Consider the following 18,880-nt stretch of genomic DNA (forward strand, 5'->3'; position numbering starts at 1 on the left):
CGGGACCGTCAGGCGGGGACGACCTCCGGGGTGGCCGGGGCGCACCGGCCCTGGGGGGACTCGTGCATCGGCATCTCGGTGAGCCCGGGGAAGTAGACGTGGAGGCTGACGACGGGCTCCAGCGAGTCGTTGGCGACCTCGTGGACGTACCCGGGGGCGAAGACCCGCTGCGCGCCGGGCCGCAGCGTCCGCACGCCCCGGTCCGTACGCTCCGTCAACTCGCCCCGCAGGACGGTGAGGACGCCGGAGGAGCCGCCGTGGTCGTGGAGGCCGCTGCCCTGGCCGGGCACCCAGGAGAGCAGCCAGACCTCGTAGCCGGGGCCGGTGCGCAGCCGGTGGTACCAGCGGCTGGTGGCGTCGTACTCGACGTGCGGGGCCCACTGCGCGGGGTCGGCGGCGAGCTCGCGGGCGAGGCCGGCGAACTCGGCGACGGTGACGGGGTGCTCGCGCTCGGGCTGGAGCAGGTGCGGGACCTCCATGAGGTCGCCGGCGATCTGGAGGTCGCTGTCCATGTTCATGGGTGGGGTGTTCCTCAGCAGAAACAGACGATGCGGTGGGGGGGTCACGGCACGTGGGGCGCGGGTGACACGGGTGACGCAGGGTGACGCTGGGAGGGGCGGCCGGAGCTCGGGGGCATCAACAGCCGGAACAGCAACAGCAACAGCGCGCCTGGACAGCGCGGCGGAACCCACGGGCGTGGGTCGCGGAGGGCGCTGCGGTCGCTGGCATGCCACCAAAGTGGCGGGAGGGGCACCCGACTGTCAACTCAATGCCCGATTTGGGGGTAATGTTTCACCTCATCCGGTTGCTGTGTCCGGAGAAAGGTTTGCTCAAGCCCCGACCAGGCAAGGTGCGCAGCAGTCGCGCTCCTAAACATGGCGGCGGCACCTGGTCCCCTCCGCGTCCCCGTGACCGGACTGTGATCCGGATCGCTTCCATGGCTGGATCGCAACAGGATCCGTGTCTCGCACGTCTCTCTGGGCAGACGGACGACACTGCGGGATCCGCCGGTGGGATGTGTCACGGTTTTTGGTGATTTGAACACTTTCCGCATAGGCTTGGTTCCGCAGAGTGAATACGGGGCCCAATAGCAGATCTCGGCTTGACTCGCACAGAGCACGAACTTGTAATTTCACTCGTGTCGTTCGGCCGTCTCGATCACGGCCACACCACGGGACGCACAGACAGACGAGGGGCGCAGATGACCGAGTTGTTCCAGGAACTGCTGCTGGTCGAGGACGCGGACGAGGAACTCGGCTGGCAGGAGCGCGCGCTGTGCGCCCAGACCGACCCCGAGTCCTTCTTCCCCGAGAAGGGCGGCTCGACCCGAGAGGCCAAGAAGGTCTGCCTCGCCTGCGAAGTCCGCTCCGAATGCCTGGAGTACGCCCTCCAGAACGACGAGCGCTTCGGCATCTGGGGCGGCCTCTCCGAGCGCGAGCGCCGCCGCCTCAAGAAGGCCGCCGTCTGAACCGCCGGTCGGCCGGAAAACGACCCCCGCGAAGACCCCGGCGAAGACCCCCACGGTCCGTCCCTGTGCCCGGCACAGGAGGCGGACCGTTTCACGTACGGGGGGACGACACCGACGGGTGAGCGGAGGACGACGACCGCCCCCGTCGTCCACAGGCCGCCGTCCACAGGGGCGGACCCCTCCCGCCACAGCCGTTAGTGTGGGCCTCCGTCCAAGCCGCTCCCACGCCCCGTCGCGGGCGACCCCGGCCGGAGGGCCCGTAGCTCGATGTCCTCAACTCCTGAGTTCCCCAGGCACGTCGTCACCGCCGTGCTCGTCACCCACGACGGAGCCCGCTGGCTGCCCGACGCGCTCTCCGGGCTGCTCGCCCAGGAGCGCCCGGTGCAGAGCGTCGTCGCCGCCGACACCGGCAGCGCCGACGAGTCCGCACGGCTCGTCGCCGAAGCCGTCGGGGACGACCGCGTCCTGCACCTCGCCCGCCGCACCGGCTTCGGCGCCGCCGTCGACGAGGCGGTCCGCACCGCGCCCCTGCTCGGACCCGAGGACCTGCCCTACCTCAAGCGCCCCAGCGGCTGGGACCCCGTCACCCGCAGCTGGAACGACGAGGCGTACGACCTCCCCGAACTCCCGCACGGCGACCCCGTCCAGTGGCTCTGGCTGCTCCACGACGACTGCGCCCCCGAGCCCGGCGCCCTCGCCGAACTCCTGCGCGTCGCCGACTCCGACGCGTACGCCGCCGTCATCGGCCCCAAACTGCGCGGCTGGTACGACCGCAAGCAGCTCCTCGAAGCGGGCGTCACCATCGCCCGCAGCGGCCGCCGCTGGACCGGCCTCGACCGCCGCGAACAGGACCAGGGCCAGCACGACCAGATCCGCCCCGTCCTCTCCGTCTCCACCGCCGGCATGCTCATCCGCCGGGACGTCTTCGAGGAGCTCGGCGGCTTCGACCGCCGCCTGCCCCTCATGCGCGACGACGTCGACCTCTGCTGGCGCGCCCACGCCGCCGGACACCGCGTCCTCGTCGCCCCCGACGCCGTCCTCCGGCACGCCGAGGCGTCCGCCCGCGAGCGCCGCTCCGTCGACTGCGCGGGCCGCACCGCCGCCAGCCCGCACCGCGTCGACAAGGCAGCCGCCGTCTACACGCTGCTCGCCAACAGCCGCGGCCGCGCCCTCCCGTACATCCTGCTGCGGCTCGTCCTCGGCACCCTGCTGCGCACCCTCGTCCTCCTCGTCGGCAAGGCCCCCGGCCAGGCCGTCGACGAGATCATGGGCCTCCTCACCACCCTGCTGCGGCCCGAGAAGATCCTCGCCGCCCGCACCCGGCGCAAGAACCCCGCGGTCCCCCCGGGCGAGCTCCGCCCCCTCTTCCCGCCGCCCGGCGCCACCGTCCGCGCCGCCGCCGAACAGATCGCCTCCCACTTCGGCGAGGACGACGCCGACTCCGGCTCCCGCCACGGCGCCGTCGAGTCCGGCCCCGGCGGCGACGACGCCGACTTCCTGGAGATCGAGCAGTTCGCCCGCCTGAAGAAGATCGCCCGCAAGCCCGGACCGGTCCTCTTCGCCCTCCTCCTCGTCGTCTCCCTCGTCGCCTGCCGCAACCTCTTCGCCGGCGGCTCCCTCGCCGGCGGCGTCCTGCTCCCGGCCCCCGACACCGTCTCCGAGCTCTGGAACCGGTACGCGGACGCGTGGCACACCCTCGGCACCGGCGGCACCCAGACCGCCCCGCCGTACCTCGGGATCCTCGCCGCGCTCTCCGCCCTCTTCCTCGGCTCCACCTCCACCGCGCTGACCGTCCTGCTCGTCTGCTCGGTCCCGCTCGCCGGCTTCACCGCCTACTTCGCCGCCCGCGGCCTCGTCGGCTCCCGCCTCCTGCTCGCCTGGGGCGCCATCGCCTACGCCTTCCTGCCCGCCGCCACCGGCGCCCTCGCCACCGGCCGGCTCGGCACCGCGATCCTCGCCGTCCTGCTCCCGCTGATCGCCCGCGCCGCCGTCGCCGCCCACGGCTTCAACCGCCCCGACCGCGGCAGCTGGCGCGCCACCTGGGCCTACGCCCTGCTGCTCACCGTCACCACCGCCTTCACCCCGGCCGTCTGGCCGCTCGCGGTCCTCCTCGGCCTCGGCGTCCTCGCCGTCCGCCGCGACGACATCACCGCGTACGGGCTCCGCTTCCTCGCCGCCGTCGGCACCCCGGTCCTCGCCCTGGCCCCCTGGTCGCTCTCCCTGCTGACCAGCCCCTCGGCCTTCCTCCACGAGGCCGGACTCGACCTGAACACCGGCACCGCCTCCGCCGTCGACCTCCTCGCGGGCGACCCGGGCGGCCCCGGCACCACCGGCGGCCTCCTCCTGATCGGCCTGGTCCTCGCCGGGCTCGCCGCGCTGCTCCGCGAGGAGCGCCGCTTCGCCGTCCTCGCCGCCTGGGCCGCCGCCCTCGCGGGCCTCCTCCTCGCCGCGCTCACCAACGGCGCCGGCGGCACCGGCTGGGCCGGCCCCGCCACCCTCGTCTACGGCTCCGCCCTCATCGCCGCCGGCATGATCGGCGCCGAGGGCGGCCGCACCCGCGTCGCCGCCCACGGCTTCGGCTGGCGCCAGCCCGTCGCCGCCCTCATCGCCCTCGCCTGCGCCGTCGGCCCCGCCGTCGCCGCCGCGAGCTGGATGATCGGCGGCGCCGACGGCCCGCTGACCCGCCGCGACCCCGTCCAGGTCCCCGCCTTCGTCGCCGAGGAGAGCGGCCAGGAGGACCAGCCCCGCACCCTCGTCCTCGCCGGCACCTCGCCCGGCGCGGTCGACTACACCCTGGTCCGCGGCTCCGGCGCCCGCCTCGGCGACGCCGAGCTGACCGCGACCGCCGAGCCCGACCCCCGCCTCGACTCCGTCGTCGCCAAGCTCGTCGCCGGCTCCGGCGCCGACCAGACGCAGGAACTGAGCGCCTTCGCCATCCGGTACGTCCTCGTGAAGGACGGCTCGCCCCGCCAGATGAGCCGCGTCCTCGACACCACCCCCGGCCTCTCCCGGCTCAGCCAGCTCGACGGCGCCGCCCTCTGGCGCGTCGACCGCGAGATCGCCCGCGTGATGATCGTCCCGCCCGCCGCCAAGACCGGCGCCGCCGCGGACACCGCCGCGGCCAAGGCCGTCCTGGTCCCCGCCGGACCCGTCGAGGCCCACGCCGACATCCCGGCCGGCCCCGCCGGACGCGTCCTGCGCGTCGCCGACCGCGCCGACGAGGGCTGGACCGCCACCCTCGACGGCACCGCGCTCACCCCGACCACCCTCGACGGCTGGGCCCAGGGCTTCCAGCTCCCGCCGAACGGCGGCCGCCTCGACCTCACCCACGACGAGCCGTTCGCCCACACGGTCTGGATCTGGACCCAGCTCGGCCTCGCCGTCGTCCTCGTCGTCCTCGCCCTCCCCGGCCGCCGCCGCGAGATCGACGACGACCTGCCCGAGGAGGAGGCGGCCATCCCGGCCCAGCCCACCGACGGCGACGGCCGCCGCGCCCGCCGCCTGCGCGCCGCCGCGGAGGCCGAGGCCGCTGCCGAGCAGCCCCCCGGCCCGCCCGGCGAGCCCGCCCCGATCCCCGGCCGGCGGACCGCCGAACCGGAGGAGTGGCCCGCCCCGGAGCCCGAGCCGGCCTACGCCCAGCAGCCGTACGCCCAGGGCTACGACCAGCAGGGCTACCCGCAGGAGTACGCCGCCGACCCGTACCAGCAGCAGGCGTACGCGTACCCCCAGCAGGACTACCCGGCCCAGGACTACCCGGCCCAGGACGGCTACCCCGCTCAGGAGAGCCACCCGGCCCAGGAGGGCCACCCGGCCCAGGAGGGCCACCCGGCCCAGGACGGCTACGGCACCCAGGACTACGGCCGGCAGGGGTACGAGCCCCAGGGCTACGACCAGCAGGATTACGGCCGGCAGGGTTATGACCCGCAGGGCTACGACCCGCAGGGCTACGACCGACAGGCGTACGGCCCGCAGGGCGGCTACCCCGCCGCGCCGGACCACGACCCGCAGAACCCGCAGGCGTACCCCCCGCAGGAGGGCTACCCCGGCTACGACCACGGATACCCGCAGGGCCACGAGACCGAGCGGCGTCCCGACGGGAGCAGCAACCAGTGAAGCGCACCCCCCTCACCCTGATCGCGGTCGCCACCGCCCTCGCCGCCGTCACCGGCTTCGCCGCGATGACCGCCCCCGGCGACCCCGCCGCGTCCGCCGCCTCCGCCGCCCCGGCACCCCAGGCGGCCCGGCTCCCGGTCGAGCGGACCAGCCTGCTCTGCCCGGCACCCAGCACCTCGGAGATCGCCGAGACGCGCACCACCTCCTTCACCCCGGCCGGCACCGGGGCCCCGGCCCCGGCCGGCGAGGGCGAGGCCACCAAGCCCGCCGCCGTCCTCGCCGTCGCCGAGAAGCCGAAGGGGTCCGGCGCCACCGGCAAGAAGGGCAAGGCCCCGAAGGCCCCCGCCACCGTCACCGCCCCCGGCAAGCCCGTCTCCGCCGAGACGGACGGCGCCGTCACCCACGGCCTCACCGGCACCGCCACCGGCGCCCTCGCCCCCGGCTGGACCGTCCAGCAGACCACCCTCGTCACGGCCGGCGCCGCCCGCGGCCTGCTCGGCGTCACCTGCTCCGCCCCGGACACCGACTTCTGGTTCCCGGGCGCCTCCACCGGCAAGGGCCGCTCCGACTACATCCACCTCACCAACCCGGACGACGGCATCGCCGTCGCCGACATCGAGCTGTACGGCCCCGAGGGCGAGCTGAAGACCTCCGTCGCCCAGAGCGGCGTCGAGGTCCCCCCGCACTCCACCGTCCCCGTCCTCCTGGGCCCCCTCCTCTCCGAGGGCGCCCAGGAGAACCTGACGGCGCACGTCACCACCCGCTCCGGCCGGGTCGGCGCCGTCCTCGGCTCCGCCGCCGACGGCCTCGGCAGCGACTGGCTCGCCGCCTCCGCCGACCCGGCGGCCCGCGCCGTGCTCCCCGGCATCCCGGCCGACGCCACCGGCGTCCGGCTCGTCGCCCTCGCCCCCGGCGAGTCCGACGCCGACCTGAAGATCCAGCTGGTCACCCCGAACGGCACGATCGTCCCCGCCGCCGCCGAGTCCCTGCACGTCAAGGCCGGCATGACGGCCTCCGTCGACCTGCCCGACCTCACCCGGGGCGCCGCCGCCTCCCTGCTGCTCACCCCCAGCGACCCCAAGAAGCCGGTCCCCGTGGTGGCCGCGCTCCGGGTGGTCCGCGGCAAGGGATCCGACCAGGAGCTGGCGTTCATCCCGGCGACGGCCCCGATCGCCGCCCGGGCCACGGTCGCCGACAACCGCGCCGAGGGCACCGTCCTGACCCTCACCGCGTCCGAGACGGACGCCCAGGTGAAGGTGACGGCCTCGGCCGGCACGGAGGGCGGCGCCCCCGCCACCCGTACGGTCACGGTCAAGGGCGGCACCACGACCGTCCTCGCCGACCTGGCCCCGAAGGGCGTCAAGGGTTCCTACGCGGTGACCGTCGAACCGGTCTCGGGCGGCCCGGTCCACGCGGCGCGGTCCCTCACCGTCACGGAGGACGGCATCCCGATGTTCACCGTCCAGACCCTCGTCGACGACCGGGGCACGGTCCAGGTCCCGACCGCCCGCCAGGACCTGGGGGTCCTGGACGACTGAGACCCGCACCGGCGGCGGCCGGGACCCCACCGGTCCCGGCCCGGCCCCGGCGAAGGCGCCTCGCGCCGGTCCGGGTGAAGCCGCCCGGCCCCGGCCCCGGCGAAGCGCCCCGGCCCGGTCGCGCCCGCCCGACCTCAGTCCTGTCCGTACCGCTCCCGGTCCCGCGCGCCGGGTCGCGGCCCTGCCCGTACCGCTCCCGCCCGCCCGGTCTCAGCCCTGCCCGTACAGCTCCCGTCCGACCTCAGTCCTGCCCGTACCGGGGATCGACCGACTCGGGGGAGAGGCCGAGCAGCTCGGCGACCTGCTCCACCACGACCTCGTGGACCAGCGCCGCCCGCTCCTCGCGGGACTTGGAGCGGAGCTCGACCGGCCGCCGGTAGACGACGACCCGCGCGGGCTCCCGCTTCTCGGCCGGCACGGACCCGCCCAGCGGCACGATCTCGCCCGTCAGCGCCGGGGGCACCTCCAGGATCATGAAGTCCACGTCCTGGAGCTGCGGCCAGCGCCGCTCCAGGCGCTCCACCGAGTCCAGCACCAGATCGCGGAAGGTGTCCGCGCGGCTCTGGGACAGCGGGACCTGCGGCGGCGCGACGGGTCCCCGCATCCCGCGGCCGTGGCGGTCGCGGCGGCGGACCCGCGGCTCGGCCGGAGGCTCCCCGGAGTTCTGCGGGGGGCTCGGCGGCACGGGCGGCACAGGAGTGTCCATCACTGACGCAGCGTAACTCTCCTGGGTCACTCCGCACCGTGGCGTTTCCCCGCCGAACGGCGCGTCCCGCACCACCCCGGCCCCCCCGCCCCTGTCGAAACCTGAACATTCCGGCCGTCCCCGGGCACGATTCGGCACCGGCTCACGATCGGCCATCTGGCCGCGCCTGACCGGATTTCTCCCCTTCCCTGTCCGAATCACCCCTGGTGCCACCCCCCTTGCGTCCCTTCCTCCGCAGGTCGGAACGGGTACCACTCGAAGGGGGGTGTCGGACGTCACACCGCGACACGGTGGAGTGACCTGGGGGAGAGTCGTCGCGGCCCGGTCAAGAGTGCGGTACCGTCCAACGTCGTGAGCCCTGTACGTCGCTGTTCGCGCACCGCGTGCGGCCGCCCTGCCGTCGCGACACTGACGTACGTCTATGCCGACTCGACCGCGGTCCTCGGCCCGCTCGCCACCTACGCCGAGCCCCACTGCTACGACCTGTGCGCCGAGCACAGCGAGCGCCTCACCGCCCCGCGCGGCTGGGAGGTGGTGCGGCTCTCCGACGCCTCCGCCCCCACCCGCCCCAGCGGTGACGACCTCGAAGCCCTGGCCAACGCGGTCCGCGAAGCGGCCCGCCCCCAGGAGCGCGCCGCCGAGGCCGGCGGCAAGCCCGGCACGGGCCGGGGCGGCGACCCCATGGAGGTCGGCCGCCGCGGCCACCTCCGGGTGCTCCGTTCCCCCGACAACTGACCGCCGCCACCCCGCCACGGCACCCGGCCGGGCACCCCGCCCGCTCCCGCCGACGGCGACCGTCACGGCACCCGGCGCCCCCCGCCGCACCCCCGCGGCGCTCCGACGCCGTCCACAACCAGCCACCGTCCGCGTGCCCTCCCGCCCGCTCCGGGTAGTTTGGGCGTTCCGCACACGCGCCGCACACGCGTGCCGAGAACTCAGGAGGGTGGATCCGTGACTGCCGATCTGTCGCAGATCGTGAAGGCGTACGACGTCCGCGGGGTCGTCCCGGACCAGTGGGGCGAGGAACTCGCCGAACTCTTCGGCGCCGCCTTCGTCCGGGTGACGGGCGCCGACGCGATCGTCGTCGGCCACGACATGCGCCCCTCGTCGCCCGGCCTCTCCGCCGCCTTCGCGCGCGGCGCGGCCCGCCTCGGCGCCGACGTCACCCTCATCGGGCTCTGCTCCACCGACCAGCTGTACTTCGCCTCCGGCAGCCTCGGCCTCCCCGGAGCGATGTTCACCGCCTCCCACAACCCGGCGCAGTACAACGGCATCAAGATGTGCCGCGCGGGCGCCGCCCCCGTCGGCCAGGACACCGGCCTCTCCGAGATCCGCGAACTCGCCGAGCGCTGGCTGGAGGAGGGCGCCCCCGAGGCCGCCCCCACCACCGGCACCGTCACCGAGCGGGACACCCTCGCCGACTACGCCGCCCACCTCAAGGGCCTCGTCGACCTCACCGCGATCCGCCCGCTGAAGGTCGTCGTCGACGCCGGCAACGGCATGGGCGGCCACACCGTCCCCACCGTCTTCGACGGCCTCCCGCTCGACACCGTCCCGATGTACTTCGAGCTCGACGGCACCTTCCCGAACCACGAGGCCAACCCGCTCGACCCGAAGAACATCGTCGACCTCCAGGCCCGCGTCCGCGCCGAGGGCGCCGACCTCGGCCTCGCCTTCGACGGCGACGCCGACCGCTGCTTCGTCGTCGACGAGCGCGGCGAGCCGGTCTCCCCGTCCGCCATCACCGCCCTCGTCGCCGCCCGCGAACTGGCCAGGCACCCCGGCGGCACGGTCATCCACAACCTGATCACCTCCTGGTCCGTCCCCGAGGTCGTCCGCGAGCAGGGCGGCAGCCCCGTCCGCACCCGCGTCGGCCACTCCTTCATCAAGGAGGAGATGGCGAAGACCGGCGCCATCTTCGGCGGCGAGCACTCCGCGCACTACTACTTCAAGGACTTCTGGAACGCCGACACCGGCATGCTGGCAGCCCTCCACGTCCTCGCCGCCCTCGGCGGCCAGGAGGGCCCGCTGTCCGAGCTGGTCGCCGCCTACGACCGCTACACCGGCTCCGGCGAGATCAACTCCACCGTCGCCGACCAGGCCGCCAGGACCGCCGCGGTGAAGGCCGTGTACGAGGGCCGCGACGGCATCACCCTCGACGAGCTCGACGGCCTCACCGTCTCCGCCGCCGACTGGTGGTTCAACCTCCGCCCGTCCAACACCGAGCCGCTGCTCCGCCTCAACGTCGAGGCCCGCGACGAGGCCACCATGGCCGAGGTCCGCGACGAGGTCCTCGTCCTCGTCCGCGCCACCTCCTGACCACCCCCCGCCGGGTCCGCGCGGACGCCGCTCGCCGAGCCGCGTCCGCCCGGACCCGGCGGTAGGCTGACCAGCACCGATCACTTGGTACGAAGGGACACCCCATGCCGCTCGAAGCCGGCCTCCTGGAGATCCTGGCCTGCCCGGCCTGTCACGCCCCGCTGAACGACCGCACGGCGGACGAGACCCCCGAGCTGGTCTGCACCTCCCCCGACTGCGGCCTCGCCTACCCCGTACGCGACGACATCCCGGTCCTCCTCGTCGACGAGGCCCGCCGCCCCGCCTGACCCGCCACGGCCTGCCGCGCGGCGCCGCGGGGACCGGCACCCGGGCCCGCCCCGCCGCACGCCCGCCCCGAGCACCCGCACCGCACCCGCGCCCGGCACCGCACCCGGAGGCCCCCATGCTGGACGAGACCCTGCTAGACGCACCGGACGCCCTCGCCCTGGCCGACCGCCGCGGCCTGCTCCGCGGCGCCGCGGAGGCCGGCGCCCGGGTCCGGACCGCCGCCCGCCACGCCGCCGAGGCCGGCATCGCCGACCTCCGCCCCGAGGGCCGTCCCCGCGCCGTCCTCGTCGCGGGCCCCGGCACCGCCGCCGCCGGCGTCGCCGACCTGATCGGCGCCCTCGCCGGAGCCTCCGCCCCCGTCGTACGGCTCGCGCCCACCGGCGTCGCCCCCGCCGCGGGCGCCCTGCGCTGGGCCCTCCCCGGCTGGGCCGGGTCCGTGGACCTCCTCCTGCTGCCCACCACCGACGGCTCCGAACCCGGCCTCGCGCTCCTCGCCGGACAGGCATACCGCCGCGGCATCACCGTCGTCGCCGTCGCCCCCGAGGGCTCCCCGCTCTCCGAGGCCGTCAGCGACTCCCACGGCCTCTTCGTCCCCCTGGCGATGGCCCCCCACGAGCAGCCCGACGAGTACGGCGAGAACCTCTCCGCCAGCCCCGGCGCCCTGTGGGCCCTCTTCACCCCGCTCCTCGCCCTCCTCGACCGCGTCGGCCTCCTCGAAGCCCCGCCCGAGGCCCTGGAGCGGGTCGCCGACCGGCTCGACCGCACCGCCGAACGCTGCGGCCCGGCCATCGCCACGTACTCCAACCCGGCCAAGACCCTCGCCGCCGAACTCGCCGAGTCGCTGCCCCTCATCTGGACCGAGGGCGACGCCGCGGGCCCGGCCGGCCGCCGCTTCGCCGCCGTCCTCGCCGAACTCGCCGGCCTCCCCGCGCTCGCCGCCGAGCTCCCCGAGGCGCTCCCCGCCCACGGCGTCCTCCTGACCGGCGCCTACGCCGCCGCGGCCGACCCCGACGACTTCTTCCGCGACCGGGTCGAGGAGACCCAGGCCCCGCGCGCCCGCGTCGTCCTCCTCCGCGACCGCCCGGCCGGCGGCCTCACCGCCGCCCCCGCCGCCCGCGAACTCGCCCTCGGCCACGAGACCGCCGTCAGCGAGCTCGAACCCGAGGAGGGCGACGCCCTGGAGACCCTCGCGGAACTCCTCGCCGTCACCGACTTCGCCGCCGTCTACCTCTCCCTGGCGACCTCCGGCCACATGGCCCCCTGACCTGGCCCCCTGACCTGGCCCGCGCGCCTGGACGGACGCCCCGGAACGGACGAGGAAACCCCGCCCCCCGGCGTACGCCCCCCGCCGTACGCCCCCGGGCCACACCGGCGTACGACCCCGGCCACCCGCCCGCCAGGTCCCGGACGCCCGCACGTTACCCACCCCCTGTCATCTGTCGTCTGGCACATCACCGTCACCACCCGAAGAGCTGGAAGGCACCATGGAACGCCTGGTCAACACCGTCCGCCCCTACGCCTGGGGCTCCACGACGGCCATCCCGGAACTGCTCGGCACCGCCCCCACCGGCGAGCCGCAGGCCGAGATGTGGATGGGCGCCCACCCCGGTGCCCCCTCGCTCACCGCCCGCGGCCCGCTGAACGCCCTGATCGAGGCCGACCCCGTGCGCGAACTGGGCCCGGCCGCCGTCGACAGGTTCGGCCCCCGTCTCCCCTTCCTCCTCAAGGTGCTCGCCGCCGGCGCCCCGCTCTCCCTCCAGGTCCACCCCGACCTGGCACAGGCCCGCGCCGGGTACGCCGCCGAGGAGGCCGCCGGCATCCCGGTCGACGCCCCCCACCGCACGTACAAGGACGACAACCACAAGCCCGAGCTGATCTGCGCCCTCACCCCCTTCGAGGGCTTCTGCGGCTTCCGCGCCCCCGCCGAGGCCGCCGACACCCTCGCCGCCCTCGGCGTCGACTCCCTCAAGCCGTACGTGGACCTCCTCCACGCCCACCCCGAGGAGGACGCCCTCCGCGAGGTCCTCACGGCCCTGCTCACCGCCGACCCCGACGAGACGGCGCGCACCGTCGCCGAGGCCGCCGCGGCCGCCGACCGGCTCGGCGGCGCCCACGCCCCGTACGCCGCCCTCGCCCACCACTACCCGGGCGACCCCGGCGTCATCGCCGCGATGCTCCTGCACCACGTCACGCTCCAGCCCGGCGAAGCCCTCTACCTCGGCGCCGGCGTCCCCCACGCCTACCTCTCCGGCCTCGGCGTCGAGATCATGGCCAACAGCGACAACGTGCTCCGCTGCGGCCTCACCCCCAAGCACGTCGACGTCCCCGAACTCCTCCGCGTCGTCCGCTTCGAGCCCGCCGACCCCGGCGTCCTGCGCCCCGAGGCGTCCCCGTCGGGGGAGGAGGTCTACGAGACCCCCATCGACGAGTTCCGCCTCTCCCGCCTCGTACGCGCCGAGGGCGCCGCCCCCACCGACCTGACCGCCGCCACCCCGCAGATCCTGCTCGCCACCGCCGGACACCCGAAAGCAGGGGAAATCACCTTGTCCCCGGGTGAATCGGTCTTCGTGCCGGCCGGCGAGGCCGTCGAACTCTCCGGAGCGGGCACCGTGTTCCGGGCCACCGTCGTGGCCTGATGCAACAATGACCGGCCGTACCACGGCCGCGGTCGCGGAACCAGGGCCGGAGCATCGACGAAGGGAACAGACAGACCCATGAGCGCGTCAGGCGGAACCAAGGCGATCGTGGCGGCCCTCGCCGCCAACCTCGCGATCGCCGTAGCCAAGTTCGTGGCGTTCCTCTTCAGCGGTTCGTCCTCCATGCTCGCCGAGAGCGTCCACTCCCTCGCCGACTCCGGCAACCAGGGACTGCTCCTGCTCGGCGGGAAGAAGGCCCAGCGCGAGGCCACCCCCCAGCACCCCTTCGGCTACGGCCGCGAGCGCTACATCTACGCCTTCCTCGTCTCCATCGTCCTCTTCTCCGTCGGCGGCATGTTCGCCATCTACGAGGGCTACGAGAAGATCCACGACCCGCACCCGATCGAGGCCTGGTACTGGCCGGTCGGCGTCCTGGTCTTCGCGATCATCGCCGAGTCCTTCTCCTTCCGCACCGCCATCAAGGAGTCCAACCAGATCCGCGGCGGCCTGAGCTGGAAGGAGTTCGTCCGCCGCGCCAAGGCCCCCGAGCTCCCCGTCGTCCTCCTGGAGGACCTCGGCGCCCTCGTCGGCCTCGTCCTCGCCCTCGGCGGCGTCGGCCTCGCCCTCGCCACCGGCGACGGCGTCTGGGACGGCATCGGCACCCTCTGCATCGGCGTCCTGCTCATCGCCATCGCGATCGTCCTCGCCCTGGAGACCAAGTCGCTGCTCCTCGGCGAGGCCGCCGGACTCGACGAGGTGAAGAAGATCGAGGACGCCATCGTCGACGGCGAGACCGTCACCCGCCTCATCCACATGCGCACCCTCCACCTCGGCCCCGAGGAGCTCCTCGTCGCCGCCAAGATCGCCGTCGCGCACGACGAGACCGCCACCGAGGTGGCCCGCGCCATCGACGCCGCCGAGGAGCGCATCCGCGCCGCCGTCCCCATCGCCCGGGTCATCTACCTGGAGCCGGACGTCTACAGCGAGTCCGCCGCGGCGGCCGGTGCCGACCCGGCCGCCACCCCCGGCGGCAGCGGCCACTGACCCCGCACCACCCGCCGAACACCCTGTCGAGGCCCCCGGAGCGCACCGCGCCGCCCCGGGGGCCTCGCCCATGCGCCCTGCACCCGGCACGCCGATCGGTGTAGATTCGGAAGGAGCCAGACGTCGCTGCTGATGGCGGTCGGGCGGCCCCTTCGGGGACCGGCCGAGGGAGAGAGGGCCTCCGACGACTGCACCGCGAACCACCCGGGCATTCGTGTGCCCGCAGGTGCCCAGGTCGCGGTGTCAGGCGCCACAACCGACCCTCGCAACGCGATCCCACCGAGGAGCAGCAACAGTCATGACGACTGCCGCACAGCAGGACTTCAAGGTCGCCGACCTCTCCCTCGCCGCCTTCGGGCGCAAGGAGATCACCCTCGCCGAGCACGAGATGCCCGGCCTGATGGCGATCCGCCGTGAGTACGCCGAGACGCAGCCGCTCGCCGGCGCCCGCATCACCGGCTCCCTCCACATGACGGTCCAGACCGCCGTCCTCATCGAGACCCTCGTCGCCCTCGGCGCCGACGTCCGCTGGGCCTCCTGCAACATCTTCTCCACCCAGGACCACGCCGCCGCGGCCATCGCCGTCGGCCCGAACGGCACTCCGGAGAACCCGCAGGGCGTCCCGGTCTTCGCCTGGAAGGGCGAGACCCTGGAGGAGTACTGGTGGTGCACCGAGCAGGCCCTCACCTGGCCGAACTCGCCCACCGGCGGCCCGAACATGATCCTCGACGACGGTGGTGACGCCACCCTCCTCGTCCACAAGGGCGTCGAGTTCGAGAAGGCCGGCTCGGCCCCGGACCCGTCCACCGCGGACAGCGAGGAGTACGGCTACATCCTCCAGCTCCTCAACCGCACCCTCGTCGAGTCCCCGCAGAAGTGGACCCAGCTGGCGTCCGACATCCGCGGCGTCACCGAGGAGACCACCACCGGCGTCCACCGCCTCTACGAGATGATGCAGGCCGGCACCCTGCTCTTCCCGGCGATCAACGTGAACGACGCGGTGACGAAGTCGAAGTTCGACAACAAGTACGGCTGCCGCCACTCCCTGATCGACGGCATCAACCGTGCCACGGACGTCCTCATCGGCGGCAAGACGGCCGTGGTGTGCGGTTACGGCGATGTCGGCAAGGGCTGCGCGGAGTCGCTGCGGGGCCAGGGCGCGCGGGTGATCGTCACGGAGATCGACCCGATCTGCGCGCTGCAGGCGGCGATGGACGGCTATCAGGTCGCGACGCTGGACGACGTGGTGGAGACGGCGGACATCTTCATCACGACGACGGGCAACAAGGACATCATCATGGCGTCCGACATCGCCCGGATGAAGCACCAGGCGATCGTGGGCAACATCGGTCACTTCGACAACGAGATCGACATGGCGGGTCTGGCGAGGATTCCGGGGATCGTGAAGGACGAGGTGAAGCCGCAGGTCCACACGTGGACGTTCGAGGACGGCAAGGTCGTCATCGTCCTGTCCGAGGGCCGGCTGCTGAACCTGGGCAACGCGACGGGTCATCCGTCGTTCGTGATGTCGAACTCCTTCGCGGACCAGACCCTGGCGCAGATCGAGCTGTTCACGAAGCCGGAGCAGTACCCGACCGACGTGTACACCCTCCCGAAGCACCTGGACGAGAAGGTCGCCCGTCTCCACCTCGACGCGCTGGGCGTGAAGCTCACGACGCTGCGTCCGGAGCAGGCCGCCTACATCGGCGTCCCGGTCGAGGGCCCGTACAAGCCCGACCACTACCGCTACTGATCCGTTTCCCGGCGCACGACCGGGCGACGCGACGACCCCAGCAGGCCCCCGGCACCCCGTGCCGGGGGCCTGCCCCGTCTCCCACCGACCGATCCGAGGACCACGCGATGCCCCGCGGCCGCTACTCGCTCCACGACCCGCACGACCACACCCCCCTCGGCGAGGAGCACTTCCACTGCGCCCCCGGCCCCTCCGGCTGGCGCTACGTCTCCCAGACCACCGCCCCCGGCGGCGACCACCGAGGCTCCGTCGACCTGGCCGTCGACGAACTCGGCCGCCCCATCCGCCTGGAACTCCACGCGTCGAGCTGGCAGGTCCGAGGTGCGGCCCTCGACGGCGTCACCTGGGTCCGCACCGACCCCACCGGAACCCACGCCACCGAAGGCAACGTCCGCGCCCACGCCTTCACCGGCACGTCCCCCGCGTTCCTCGTCGCGCTCACCCGCCTGCTCCGCCTCACCCCCGCCTCCCCCGAGACCCGCGTCCGGCTCGTCGCCTTCACGGACCCGGTCCTCGCCCCCCTCACCGTCGACCAGTCCTGGGCCCTGCGGGAGACCACCCCGCACCCCACCGACCTGGGCACCCTGACCGTCGACGCGTACGAGGTCACCACCCTGGACACGGGAGAACGGCACACCGTCCACATCGCCGGCGACGTCGTCCTCGCCGCCCCCGGCATCGAACTCGAAGACCTCGACACGCCACCCTCGGTCTTTCCCCCCGCCACCTGACCGTCAGATGTGCGTCGCACCCTGACGAGCTGCTAGTCTCCTCCGGTGCCCGAAAAAACCGTTGACACGGTGGACGCGGGGAGGTAGATTCAGATGGTTGCCTAGAGCTGGACAGCTCGGCAGTAATCAACTAGAGTCTGACTCACTTCCGATTCTTTGCAGCAAATCACGAAAAGCCACCGATTAGGCGGCCGAAAATGATTCTGATAAAGTCGGAAAGCGCCGGAAGGCCCGAGAAAACAAAAACTCGGACCGGAAAGCACCGAGGAAATCGGGTCGGAAAGATCTGATAGAGTCGGAAACGAAGGAAGCGCCCGGAGGGCCCGGAAACGGGACTGAAGGAAGCGTCCGCACCTTGAGAACTCAACAGCGTGCCAAAAATCAACGCCAGATTAGTTGATACCCCGTCCAGCCGGTTCCGGTTGGTCGAGGTTCCTTTGAAAAGTCCATCCTCTTCGGGGGGGTGGCGATAACACAGCGAGGACGCTGTGGACAGCGGGCCCTATTCCGGCTCGTCTGTCCCGCTCAACGCGAGTGTGACCCGATCACGGGTAAACATTCACGGAGAGTTTGATCCTGGCTCAGGACGAACGCTGGCGGCGTGCTTAACACATGCAAGTCGAACGATGAAGCCCTTCGGGGTGGATTAGTGGCGAACGGGTGAGTAACACGTGGGCAATCTGCCCTTCACTCTGGGACAAGCCCTGGAAACGGGGTCTAATACCGGATACGACCTGTCAAGGCATCTTGACGGGTGGAAAGCTCCGGCGGTGAAGGATGAGCCCGCGGCCTATCAGCTTGTTGGTGGGGTAACGGCCCACCAAGGCGACGACGGGTAGCCGGCCTGAGAGGGCGACCGGCCACACTGGGACTGAGACACGGCCCAGACTCCTACGGGAGGCAGCAGTGGGGAATATTGCACAATGGGCGAAAGCCTGATGCAGCGACGCCGCGTGAGGGATGACGGCCTTCGGGTTGTAAACCTCTTTCAGCAGGGAAGAAGCGAAAGTGACGGTACCTGCAGAAGAAGCGCCGGCTAACTACGTGCCAGCAGCCGCGGTAATACGTAGGGCGCAAGCGTTGTCCGGAATTATTGGGCGTAAAGAGCTCGTAGGCGGCTTGTCACGTCGGGTGTGAAAGCCCGGGGCTTAACCCCGGGTCTGCATCCGATACGGGCAGGCTAGAGTGTGGTAGGGGAGATCGGAATTCCTGGTGTAGCGGTGAAATGCGCAGATATCAGGAGGAACACCGGTGGCGAAGGCGGATCTCTGGGCCATTACTGACGCTGAGGAGCGAAAGCGTGGGGAGCGAACAGGATTAGATACCCTGGTAGTCCACGCCGTAAACGTTGGGAACTAGGTGTTGGCGACATTCCACGTCGTCGGTGCCGCAGCTAACGCATTAAGTTCCCCGCCTGGGGAGTACGGCCGCAAGGCTAAAACTCAAAGGAATTGACGGGGGCCCGCACAAGCAGCGGAGCATGTGGCTTAATTCGACGCAACGCGAAGAACCTTACCAAGGCTTGACATATACCGGAAAGCGCCAGAGATGGTGCCCCCCTTGTGGTCGGTATACAGGTGGTGCATGGCTGTCGTCAGCTCGTGTCGTGAGATGTTGGGTTAAGTCCCGCAACGAGCGCAACCCTTGTCCTGTGTTGCCAGCATGCCCTTCGGGGTGATGGGGACTCACAGGAGACCGCCGGGGTCAACTCGGAGGAAGGTGGGGACGACGTCAAGTCATCATGCCCCTTATGTCTTGGGCTGCACACGTGCTACAATGGCCGGTACAAAGAGCTGCGATGCCGCGAGGCGGAGCGAATCTCAAAAAGCCGGTCTCAGTTCGGATTGGGGTCTGCAACTCGACCCCATGAAGTCGGAGTTGCTAGTAATCGCAGATCAGCATTGCTGCGGTGAATACGTTCCCGGGCCTTGTACACACCGCCCGTCACGTCACGAAAGTCGGTAACACCCGAAGCCGGTGGCCCAACCCCTCGGGGAGGGAGCTGTCGAAGGTGGGACCAGCGATTGGGACGAAGTCGTAACAAGGTAGCCGTACCGGAAGGTGCGGCTGGATCACCTCCTTTCTAAGGAGCACATACCGATTGCAGGCAAACGTTCTGCACGGTCAGCTCATGGGTGGAACGTTGATTAGTTGGCACGATCAGGCGAGTCCTTCACCAGTACTGCTTCGGCGTGGAACGTGAAGAGACCTCAAGAGATCGTGCCTGGCACGTTGTTGGGTATCTGAGGGTACGGCCGCAAGGTTGTGTCTTCGCGATGCCGGC

At 72.3% G+C, this 18,880-nt stretch carries 13 protein-coding genes and 1 rRNA gene; 12 read left to right on the forward strand and 2 right to left on the reverse strand.

What is annotated here, in order from left to right; all coding sequences use genetic code 11:
• Positions 1-8: 8 nt before the first annotated feature.
• Positions 9-518, reverse strand: a complete 510-nt coding sequence (locus IE326_RS15830) for a cysteine dioxygenase (RefSeq protein ID WP_190041828.1) — start codon at positions 516-518, stop codon at positions 9-11.
• 683 nt (positions 519-1,201) lie between these two features.
• Between IE326_RS15830 and IE326_RS15835 the strand changes: the two genes are divergently transcribed.
• From IE326_RS15835 to IE326_RS15845, 3 genes are all read left to right on the forward strand, one after another.
• Positions 1,202-1,468, forward strand: a complete 267-nt coding sequence (locus IE326_RS15835) for a WhiB family transcriptional regulator (RefSeq protein ID WP_030759721.1) — start codon at positions 1,202-1,204, stop codon at positions 1,466-1,468.
• Between the two features lie 267 nt (positions 1,469-1,735).
• Positions 1,736-5,581, forward strand: coding sequence for a glycosyltransferase (locus IE326_RS15840; protein WP_190041829.1), 3,846 nt, complete (start codon positions 1,736-1,738; stop codon positions 5,579-5,581).
• Complete coding sequence (locus tag IE326_RS15845; protein ID WP_190041830.1) at positions 5,578-7,119, forward strand: DUF5719 family protein; 1,542 nt, start codon at positions 5,578-5,580, stop codon at positions 7,117-7,119. The genes IE326_RS15840 and IE326_RS15845 overlap by 4 nt, the downstream gene beginning before the upstream one ends.
• Positions 7,120-7,360: 241 nt before the next feature.
• On the opposite strand, the gene IE326_RS15850 is transcribed toward IE326_RS15845, so the two are convergent.
• Entirely contained in the window at positions 7,361-7,825 is a 465-nt protein-coding gene (locus tag IE326_RS15850) for a metallopeptidase family protein (RefSeq protein WP_150232749.1), read from the reverse strand.
• A 300-nt stretch (positions 7,826-8,125) separates the two neighbouring features.
• Between IE326_RS15850 and IE326_RS15855 the strand changes: the two genes are divergently transcribed.
• The 9 genes from IE326_RS15855 (at position 8,126) to IE326_RS15895 (ending at position 18,679) form a co-directional block, all read left to right on the forward strand.
• Positions 8,126-8,560 (forward strand): DUF3499 domain-containing protein, encoded by a 435-nt coding sequence (locus IE326_RS15855; protein WP_078955400.1) that lies wholly within the window; start codon positions 8,126-8,128, stop codon positions 8,558-8,560.
• 216 nt (positions 8,561-8,776) lie between these two features.
• Positions 8,777-10,144, forward strand: a complete 1,368-nt coding sequence (locus IE326_RS15860) for a phosphomannomutase/phosphoglucomutase (RefSeq protein WP_190041831.1) — start codon at positions 8,777-8,779, stop codon at positions 10,142-10,144.
• A 104-nt stretch (positions 10,145-10,248) separates the two neighbouring features.
• Positions 10,249-10,431 (forward strand): Trm112 family protein, encoded by a 183-nt coding sequence (locus IE326_RS15865; RefSeq protein ID WP_030759738.1) that lies wholly within the window; start codon positions 10,249-10,251, stop codon positions 10,429-10,431.
• Positions 10,432-10,547: 116 nt separating this feature from the next.
• On the forward strand, positions 10,548-11,696 hold the full coding sequence (locus IE326_RS15870; RefSeq protein ID WP_190041832.1) for an SIS domain-containing protein: 1,149 nt from the start codon (positions 10,548-10,550) through the stop codon (positions 11,694-11,696).
• 220 nt (positions 11,697-11,916) lie between these two features.
• Positions 11,917-13,068 carry a mannose-6-phosphate isomerase, class I gene (gene manA, locus IE326_RS15875; protein ID WP_150228450.1) on the forward strand — a complete coding sequence of 384 codons (1,152 nt, stop codon included), beginning with the start codon at positions 11,917-11,919 and terminating at the stop codon, positions 13,066-13,068.
• Between the two features lie 78 nt (positions 13,069-13,146).
• Complete coding sequence (locus tag IE326_RS15880; RefSeq protein WP_150228449.1) at positions 13,147-14,112, forward strand: cation diffusion facilitator family transporter; 966 nt, start codon at positions 13,147-13,149, stop codon at positions 14,110-14,112.
• A gap of 298 nt (positions 14,113-14,410) precedes the next feature.
• A complete protein-coding gene (ahcY, locus tag IE326_RS15885; protein WP_190041833.1) occupies positions 14,411-15,865 on the forward strand; it encodes an adenosylhomocysteinase in 1,455 nt (484 codons plus the stop codon).
• A gap of 107 nt (positions 15,866-15,972) precedes the next feature.
• The gene (locus IE326_RS15890; RefSeq protein WP_150228447.1) at positions 15,973-16,596 is read left to right on the forward strand and encodes a hypothetical protein; all 624 of its coding nucleotides are present in this window, start codon (positions 15,973-15,975) and stop codon (positions 16,594-16,596) included.
• 558 nt (positions 16,597-17,154) lie between these two features.
• Positions 17,155-18,679: ribosomal RNA gene (locus IE326_RS15895) — 16S ribosomal RNA — on the forward strand.
• The last annotated feature ends 201 nt before the right edge of the window (positions 18,680-18,880 follow it).

It is taken from the genome of Streptomyces filamentosus, assembly GCF_014654895.1.
GTDB classification, from domain to species: domain Bacteria; phylum Actinomycetota; class Actinomycetes; order Streptomycetales; family Streptomycetaceae; genus Streptomyces; species Streptomyces filamentosus.

Coding starts and splice junctions, on each gene's coding strand:
- IE326_RS15880 (WP_150228449.1), top strand. CDS start 13,147: ATGAGCGCGTCAGGCGGAACCAAGGCGATCGTGGCGGCCCTCGCCGCC.
- IE326_RS15840 (WP_190041829.1), top strand. CDS start 1,736: ATGTCCTCAACTCCTGAGTTCCCCAGGCACGTCGTCACCGCCGTGCTC.
- IE326_RS15830 (WP_190041828.1), bottom strand. CDS start 518: ATGAACATGGACAGCGACCTCCAGATCGCCGGCGACCTCATGGAGGTC.
- manA (WP_150228450.1), top strand. CDS start 11,917: ATGGAACGCCTGGTCAACACCGTCCGCCCCTACGCCTGGGGCTCCACG.
- IE326_RS15870 (WP_190041832.1), top strand. CDS start 10,548: ATGCTGGACGAGACCCTGCTAGACGCACCGGACGCCCTCGCCCTGGCC.
- IE326_RS15865 (WP_030759738.1), top strand. CDS start 10,249: ATGCCGCTCGAAGCCGGCCTCCTGGAGATCCTGGCCTGCCCGGCCTGT.
- ahcY (WP_190041833.1), top strand. CDS start 14,411: ATGACGACTGCCGCACAGCAGGACTTCAAGGTCGCCGACCTCTCCCTC.
- IE326_RS15890 (WP_150228447.1), top strand. CDS start 15,973: ATGCCCCGCGGCCGCTACTCGCTCCACGACCCGCACGACCACACCCCC.
- IE326_RS15835 (WP_030759721.1), top strand. CDS start 1,202: ATGACCGAGTTGTTCCAGGAACTGCTGCTGGTCGAGGACGCGGACGAG.
- IE326_RS15850 (WP_150232749.1), bottom strand. CDS start 7,825: ATGGACACTCCTGTGCCGCCCGTGCCGCCGAGCCCCCCGCAGAACTCC.